Below are 7,310 nucleotides of genomic sequence, written 5' to 3'. Positions count from 1 at the left end.
CGTCGGAAAAATAGAACAAAATGGACAAAAATAGGTCGGATCATAGAAATCCGACCTATTTTGTCAACGGTCTGAAACTCCGGCCAAAGCCGGAGTTTTTTTATCGCATTTCCGGCTGCTTGGCGTCTTCGCCAGCAGTCTCTTCAGCCGGTTTAAATAAAAGTCCGAGGTTGATCAGACCTGCGATTCCGACAAGTGCGTAAACGGTCCGGGCTAAAGCGGATCCTTGACCGCCAAAAATGGCTGCAACCAAGTCAAATTGAAAAAATCCTATCAGTCCCCAATTGATTGCTCCAATGATCGTTAATACCAATGCAATACGTTGAAGTGCATTCATTTGTTTTTCCTCCTTTTTGAAGTCCTATATTTCACATTTATAGATTGCGACGGATTTGGAAACATTATACGCCTGAGGAGCAGATCGCTTTACAGAGCGTTCTGCGGTTTTCCATAATAGTAAATAAAGGAGGAGATACAGATGGATAATTTTACATATTGGAATCCCACGAAGCTGATATTCGGCCGGGGAGAAGTTGAAAAGCTGGCAGAAGAGGTGAAACATTACGGCCGCAATGTCTTGCTCGTATACGGCGGAGGCAGCATTAAACGAAACGGTTTATACGATCAAGTCATTTCAATCCTTGAAAAAGCGGGTGCAACCGTCCATGAACTGCCCGGCGTCGAACCGAATCCGCGTGTTGCCACTGTGAATAAGGGAGTTGCGATCTGCAAAGAGAACGATATTGACTTTCTATTGGCAGTCGGCGGCGGAAGCGTCATCGATTGTACGAAAGCGATCGCCGCCGGAGCGAAATACGACGGAGATGCGTGGGATATTGTGACAAAAAAACATATTCCGGCTGATGCGCTGCCGTTTGGAACGGTTTTAACGTTGGCAGCGACAGGATCGGAAATGAACTCGGGATCTGTGATCACAAATTGGGAAACCAATGAAAAATACGGCTGGGGAAGCCCGCTCGTCTTCCCTAAATTTTCAATTCTTGATCCTGTCAACACATTTACCGTACCGAAAGACCACACGATTTACGGCATTGTCGACATGATGTCCCACGTGTTTGAGCAATATTTTCACCATACCGAAAATACCCCTTATCAGGACCGGATGTGCGAATCCCTGCTCAAAACGGTGATTGAAACAGCTCCTAAGCTCATTGAAGACCTTGAAAACTATGAGCTGCGCGAAACGATTCTCTATACAGGCACCATTGCGCTGAACGGCATGCTATCAATGGGCGCGCGCGGAGACTGGGCGACGCACAATATCGAGCACGCTGTTTCAGCCGTCTACGATATTCCGCATGCGGGAGGGCTTGCGATCCTGTTCCCGAATTGGATGAAGCACACGCTTTCCGAGAATGTCGGCCGCTTTAAACAGCTTGCCGTCCGCGTTTTTGACGTAGATGATACAGGAAAAACCGATCGTGAAGTGGCGCTTATCGGAATTGAGAAGCTGTCTGAATTCTGGACCAGCCTTGGCGCGCCAAATCGTCTAGCCGACTATGACATCACAGATGAGAAGCTGGATCTGATTGCCGACAAAGCGATGGCAAACGGCGAATTCGGCCGCTTTAAAACGTTGAATAAAGACGATGTTCTGTCTATTTTGAAGGCTTCTTTATAAGACTTCTTGACGGCTCAAGGAGGACCGCCATACCTTGAACCGTTGTTTATTTGTTATCTTTTTGACAAAACTGCGGGTGGCGGCTGAAAAACATGCATTTCTGGCGCGCCAGCCCCTATCCTCCTTTTTTTCGTCACTTGATTTAACGAAGGAGTTCATATAAAGTGAAAAGGGAAGAGGCTGTCGCCGAAAATCGACATGTTTTAAAATCCTTTGACCCGCACTCTCATGAAAATGAAAGCGCTGGCGGATATTTGAAAGAAAACAGCTAGTACTGGAGGTTTAATAATATGACGCATGTCCGTTTTGACTACTCAAGAGCATTGCCATTCTTTAAAGAACATGAACTTACATATTTGCGTGACTTCGTGAAAGTCGCCCACCATACCATTCACGAAAAAACAGGTGCGGGCAGCGACTTTTTAGGATGGGTGGATCTTCCGACTGACTACGACAAAGAAGAATTCGCCCGCATTAAAAAATGCGCTGGAAAAATTCAAAATGATTCCGATGTTTTGCTGGTTGTCGGAATCGGCGGTTCATACCTCGGCGCAAGAGCGGCGATCGAAATGCTGAATCATTCATTTTACAATGTGCTGCCGAAAGAAAAACGGAAAACGCCGCAAGTGATTTTCATCGGCAATAACATCAGCTCTTCTTACATGAGAGACGTGATGGATCTTCTTGAAGACGCTGACTTTTCAATCAATGTGATTTCTAAATCAGGCACAACGACAGAACCGGCGATTGCTTTCCGGATCTTCCGCAAGCTTCTTGAAGAAAAGTATGGAAAAGAAGAAGCGAAACGCCGCATTTATGCAACAACTGATAAAGAGCGGGGCGCATTAAAAACGCTTGCTAATGAGGAAGGCTTTGAATCATTTATCATTCCTGACGATGTCGGGGGCCGCTTTTCTGTGCTCACAGCGGTCGGCTTGCTTCCAATCGCAGTCAGCGGAGCCGATATCGATGAAATGATGAAGGGCGCCCGCGATGCGAGCAAAGACTTCTCCACATCAGAGCTTGAAGACAATCCGGCTTACCAATACGCGGTCGTCAGAAACGTCCTTTATAACAAAGGCAAAACGATTGAAATGCTGATCAACTACGAGCCGGGCCTTCAGTACTTCGCAGAATGGTGGAAGCAGCTCTTTGGCGAAAGTGAAGGAAAAGACGAAAAAGGCATTTATCCATCTTCAGCCAACTTCTCGACTGATCTTCACTCTCTTGGACAATACGTACAAGAAGGAAGAAGAGATATGTTCGAAACGGTGCTGAACGTTGAAAAGCCAAGACACGAGCTGACAATCGAAGAAGCGGACAATGATCTTGACGGCTTGAACTACCTTGCCGGCAAAACGGTCGACTTCGTCAATAAAAAAGCTTTCCAAGGCACAATGCTCGCGCACACGGACGGTAATGTGCCGAACCTGATCGTGAACGTACCTGAAATGAACGCTTACACGTTCGGCTACCTCGTGTACTTCTTTGAAAAAGCCTGCGCAATGAGCGGATACCTGCTCGGCGTCAACCCGTTTGACCAGCCTGGAGTGGAAGCGTACAAAGTCAATATGTTCGCTCTCCTCGGCAAGCCTGGCTTCGAAGAGAAAAAAGCAGAGCTTGAGAAACGTTTGGGAGAGTAAGGTTAAGGGTGTTTTTTGACAGAGGTTATTAAAGGTTTAATTTAAAAGTATGGCTGGCTGACCACAATATGACCACATTTGGATCAGTCGGCCATATATTTTGAAAATTTATTTACTGCCTCATTTTCCATCTTGGGAGTGATATGAGAATAAATATTTGATGTTGTTCTTATATCTTTGTGGCCTAATCGTTCTTGAACTTCCTTCATACTTGCTTCAGCCTCTAACATCATAACAGCGTGAGTATGTCGTAAATCATGGATGGAGATATCCGGAACCCCCGTTTTTCTTTTTACTCTTGTAAAGACATTTTGAATGGTTCTTTCACGTAGTCGAGATCCGTCTTTTTTGCAGAAAACGAATCGGTGCGGTGAAGTTAATGAGCCAGCAGAAAGTCTATTTTTTTTGTTCACAGTAATAAGCTGTTTTAATTGACTTGAAAGAAACGGATCTATTTTAACTCTCCTTTTTGAATGTTTTGTTTTTGGAGGCCCGAAAACAGCTTCTTCACTTGAAAGGTGATAGAGGAGTGTTTTGTTAATATCTATATAATCATTTTCAAAATCTAAATCTTCTTCTTGTAACGCCATAGCTTCACCTTTCCTAGGACCTGCATAGATCAACGTTAGAAAAAAATAGTAATAAACCTTCTCCTCATTTTCAAAACCATTCAAAAATTGTTTTATGTGGTTCTTAGCCCAATAATGGATTTTTTTCTCTTCCTCAATTTCTTCGATCTTTTTTATGATTACACCAGTACATGGGTTTTTTACAATCTCGTCATTCAAGTAAGCCTGTCTCATGGCATTACTCATTGTTGCATTTATATGGCTTACAGAGCTTGTTTTGCGGGATGTTAACAACTTATTAATAAATGACTGATATTGTGCCCTAGTCAATTTGTTAACTTGAATATGACCAAATTCAGGTATAAGGTATTTGTGAATATTCCTATAATGAGCCCGATATGTAGAAGGCTTTACTTTCCCTTTTTTATATAATTCTAGCCATTCAGGAAGATAATCTTTAATTAATTTAGACTTAATCGGTTTGTTTAAGTTTGATTCAATATCCTTCAGAGCCTGCAAAATTTTTTCCTTTACTATCGCTTGTGTTTTTCCTCTCCGTGTGATTTGCTGACGTTTGCCGGTAACTGGATGCTTCGGCCCCTCGGCTGTTCCTTTCCAACCGACATGCACTTTGTTTTTGTAGACTTTTGAGAAACTAATCAATCTTCTCAGCTCCTTAAAAACGGAATATATGTTCTGTTTTGGGATTAAAAATTTTTTGTAATGTTAGATAAAACTAACTGTTCTGGAATCCCATATTGTTCAATTGCTTCCTTTGCAGTTACACACCCACTGATAGATGAGAATAACAAATTTACTGCAAAAAAATTTGCTTCTAACTCGATTTGATCTGTTGAGAATAATGTCTTTCTTTTTAAAAAAGGAGTGTTTGCGTCCGGATGAAAGATCGCATGACCTAACTCATGAGCGCAAATGAACTCCTTGTTATGTTCATTCGCATTCTGATTAATGTGAATGACCTTAACTCTGAAATGTCTACTGTAATACCCCAGGGCTTTTCCTAAATCTTCATATACCACTTCAATTCCTAGTTCTTTTGCAATTTTAAATGGATTGTTTGTTTCAAATTTTTTTGTTATTGATTTTATCTTTTTAGTAATTGACTCCACAAAAGCACCTACTTACGATATTTTTTCGGAGTGAATTTTTGTTTTGAAATTCTTTTGGCGAGACGTAAGGAATTTTCCAGGCTGGCAATTAATAACTCTTTGTCTTCTTCATCCATATCGTCAAGAGTTTGGCCGTCAAATGCGGCATAACCGTTCTTGCCTTCTAACCCTTCTATAATTTTTTGTAGCTCTTTCTGTATATCTCTTTCATCTTTTTCTGTAAGTTCTGGCTCAAAGTTTTCCTTTTCTGTTCTGCCGAGAAGGTAATCAACTGAGACGTTAAAATAATCAGCTACTTTTTGAACTTTGTCTATACCTGGAGTTTTTTCATCCCATCTTCTAATTGTTCCATTTGATAATTTGGTCTTCCTTTCAAGTTCAGCCAAAGATATTTTATGCTCTTTTGCCAACTTTTTTACCCTTTCAACTATTGTCATATCAACCATCCTTAAATGAGCCTATGACAAAAATTAAACTTTATGCTATTTTTGTGTTGACAATTAGCATATAGTTTATTAAACTGTGTTCATAAGCTACTTATTTAGCTTTCAGGACACTACAAACTAAAGCCTAAGACCACGTTCCCCAACGTAAAAGGCTGTAATTGTAGGGTTTATTAGCTATGCTTAGATATTAGCATATATCCTATTTTTCAGTCAACAAAAAGCTAAATAATTAGCAAAAAATATATAGGAGGTGTTTTCTGTGGAATTAGATTTCGGAAAACGGGTTAAGACCTGGTTAATAATTAACGGCATGCAGCAGAAAGAATTAGCCGAAATGCTAAACATTTCAGGACCCTATCTCTCCGATATTTTACACGGTAAAAGAGAAGGCAAAAAAGTCAGAGAGAAAATTGTCAAGATCCTAGACATGAAGGAGGTTTCATAATAGGCATGCTAACGGTTCAGGTTGATAAAGACGAAATTAAACGGATCTGTTCAGAAAAAATTGAGGAACACTTAAAAGCTTTGGATAATGAAAAGGTTTTTTGGAATACAAAAACCTTGAAGGAAAAAACAGATATGAGTTGGCCTGAAATTATAGATAAGTTTTTATACGATCCAAGGTGTCCTAAATACAAGGTTGGAACCAAGTGGAGGTTTCCTGCAGCTGAAATGAAAGAATTTCTACTGACATGGTTAGCCGAACAGCCAAGAAATTAAGCCCTACTAAATGAGGGGAGGTGAGGAATTGAAGATCAAAACCAAAGAATGGCTTGCTTTAAGCGAGGCGGAACGTTTTAAGAAGATTTATCAAGCATTTGTGAAGAAGCATATCTAAAAATCAAAAGGAGGTAGGAAAATGGAAAAACAAAATAAATCAACCCCTGCGGCAACAGAGGTTGAAAAGGTTCGGGGTGATCATATGGATAGCAGAAGATTTCATTTAATTGGAATTATAGTCAGTAGTATTTGTGTCATTCTGTCTCTTACTGCATTAATTCTGTCGCTTTTATAAAATCGCTTCTTCTCGCTTTTACAGGAATTGTATAGTCTTTTCTTGATGTTTTAATTGTTAATTCTCCATCAATTTCGTTCGTTGTATTACTCAAGTAAGGAATCGTCAAAAAGATTATTAGTCCATATTCTGAAGAGTAAGGGCTCAAATTTACAGGTGGTTTTAAATTTTTAAACTCAGCTATTTCAATTGATGCTTCTTCATCACCAATTTGAGAAATAATATATTTTTCTCCAGGTCTATGATGCCCCTTGTAAAAGACAGGGTTCTCAAATTCTGAAGAGGTAAATTGGTATTCGTAAATGGATATAGGTTGTTCACTTTTATTCACGAGACTGAGTTCAAGTATTAATCTGTAAGGTTTCCCGTAGCGATCGTTACCTTTGATGACTTTAAATAAAAAAGCATCTAACACATTTATTTCTAGTTTCGGAAAAGTAGAGAAGTATTTTAGTAAGTGAACAGCCAATGTAAATAAGGAAATGACTACTGCAATTATTGACAGAATTGTTGAGATCTCCAAATGAACACACTCCTATCTTAGATGGTAGGAACATTATACCAAAAAAGGAGGTGATAGCATGAACCTAAACCGATTTCTAAAAACTGACCGCGAAAAGGCGGAAAGGCTGATCCAGTCAACACAAAACCTTACTTCTGAATTGCCCGCCGCCATCGAGGAACAGGATTTTAAGAACTGCGTTGAAATTGCGGCAACAATCATTTTAAATTGCAAGGACCTTCAACGGATGGAGCACCCTGAACAGGTTGTCCGCCTTCACGAAATTGCGTCCAAATTTGCAAGCAGAGGGATTAATGTTTCAACTGTGAGGAGAGTGTATCAATGAATATCGAACATCCAATG

The 7,310-nt window shown here is 40.4% G+C and carries 11 protein-coding genes; 6 read left to right on the top strand and 5 right to left on the bottom strand.

From position 1 onward, the window contains the following. Window positions 1–100 precede the first annotated feature (100 nt). Entirely contained in the window at window positions 101–337 is a 237-nt protein-coding gene (locus QMZ64_RS22730; RefSeq protein WP_003184789.1) for a DUF378 domain-containing protein, read from the bottom strand. Between the two features lie 141 nt (window positions 338–478). On the opposite strand from QMZ64_RS22730, the gene QMZ64_RS22725 reads away from it, so the two are divergent. Together QMZ64_RS22725 and QMZ64_RS22720 are read left to right on the top strand one after the other, a co-directional pair. Then, window positions 479–1,642 (top strand): iron-containing alcohol dehydrogenase, encoded by a 1,164-nt coding sequence (locus tag QMZ64_RS22725; protein WP_265625808.1) that lies wholly within the window; start codon window positions 479–481, stop codon window positions 1,640–1,642. Between the two features lie 290 nt (window positions 1,643–1,932). Further along, window positions 1,933–3,285: a glucose-6-phosphate isomerase gene (locus QMZ64_RS22720; protein WP_301441615.1), complete on the top strand. Its 1,353-nt coding sequence runs from the start codon at window positions 1,933–1,935 to the stop codon at window positions 3,283–3,285. An 83-nt stretch (window positions 3,286–3,368) separates the two neighbouring features. Here the strand turns inward: QMZ64_RS22720 and QMZ64_RS22715 are convergent, their stop codons facing one another. Genes QMZ64_RS22715 through QMZ64_RS22705 form a run of 3 tightly spaced genes read right to left on the bottom strand, consistent with a single transcriptional unit; the run spans window position 3,369 to window position 5,421 of the window. Continuing rightward, the gene (locus QMZ64_RS22715) at window positions 3,369–4,517 is read right to left on the bottom strand and encodes a tyrosine-type recombinase/integrase (protein WP_105981195.1); all 1,149 of its coding nucleotides are present in this window, start codon (window positions 4,515–4,517) and stop codon (window positions 3,369–3,371) included. 44 nt (window positions 4,518–4,561) lie between these two features. Next, on the bottom strand, window positions 4,562–4,984 hold the full coding sequence (locus tag QMZ64_RS22710) for an ImmA/IrrE family metallo-endopeptidase (protein WP_105981194.1): 423 nt from the start codon (window positions 4,982–4,984) through the stop codon (window positions 4,562–4,564). A gap of 8 nt (window positions 4,985–4,992) precedes the next feature. Continuing rightward, window positions 4,993–5,421, bottom strand: a complete 429-nt coding sequence (locus tag QMZ64_RS22705) for a helix-turn-helix domain-containing protein (protein WP_087634984.1) — start codon at window positions 5,419–5,421, stop codon at window positions 4,993–4,995. Window positions 5,422–5,689: 268 nt separating this feature from the next. Here QMZ64_RS22705 and QMZ64_RS22700 point away from each other — a divergent pair, with 268 nt between their 5' ends. The 3 genes from QMZ64_RS22700 to QMZ64_RS22690 all read left to right on the top strand — a co-directional run bounded on the left by QMZ64_RS22700 (window position 5,690) and on the right by QMZ64_RS22690 (window position 6,445). After that, window positions 5,690–5,875 carry a helix-turn-helix domain-containing protein gene (locus tag QMZ64_RS22700; RefSeq protein WP_026587143.1) on the top strand — a complete coding sequence of 62 codons (186 nt, stop codon included), beginning with the start codon at window positions 5,690–5,692 and terminating at the stop codon, window positions 5,873–5,875. Window positions 5,876–5,880: 5 nt separating this feature from the next. After that, entirely contained in the window at window positions 5,881–6,150 is a 270-nt protein-coding gene (locus tag QMZ64_RS22695; RefSeq protein ID WP_017474831.1) for a hypothetical protein, read from the top strand. Window positions 6,151–6,289: 139 nt separating this feature from the next. After that, a complete protein-coding gene (locus tag QMZ64_RS22690) occupies window positions 6,290–6,445 on the top strand; it encodes a hypothetical protein (RefSeq protein WP_155266364.1) in 156 nt (51 codons plus the stop codon). Here QMZ64_RS22690 and QMZ64_RS22685 read toward each other — a convergent pair. After that, entirely contained in the window at window positions 6,417–6,968 is a 552-nt protein-coding gene (locus tag QMZ64_RS22685; RefSeq protein WP_301441614.1) for a hypothetical protein, read from the bottom strand. The genes QMZ64_RS22690 and QMZ64_RS22685 overlap by 29 nt on opposite strands. Before the next feature lie 58 nt (window positions 6,969–7,026). On the opposite strand from QMZ64_RS22685, the gene QMZ64_RS22680 reads away from it, so the two are divergent. Continuing rightward, complete coding sequence (locus tag QMZ64_RS22680; protein ID WP_301441613.1) at window positions 7,027–7,293, top strand: YqaH family protein; 267 nt, start codon at window positions 7,027–7,029, stop codon at window positions 7,291–7,293. Window positions 7,294–7,310: the final 17 nt, after the last annotated feature.

Source organism: Bacillus sp. LB7 (assembly GCF_030449715.1).
GTDB lineage: Bacteria > Bacillota > Bacilli > Bacillales > Bacillaceae > Bacillus > Bacillus paralicheniformis.
Note: the sequence above shows the minus strand (reverse complement) of the source record. Positions and strands in the feature narration are given on the sequence as shown.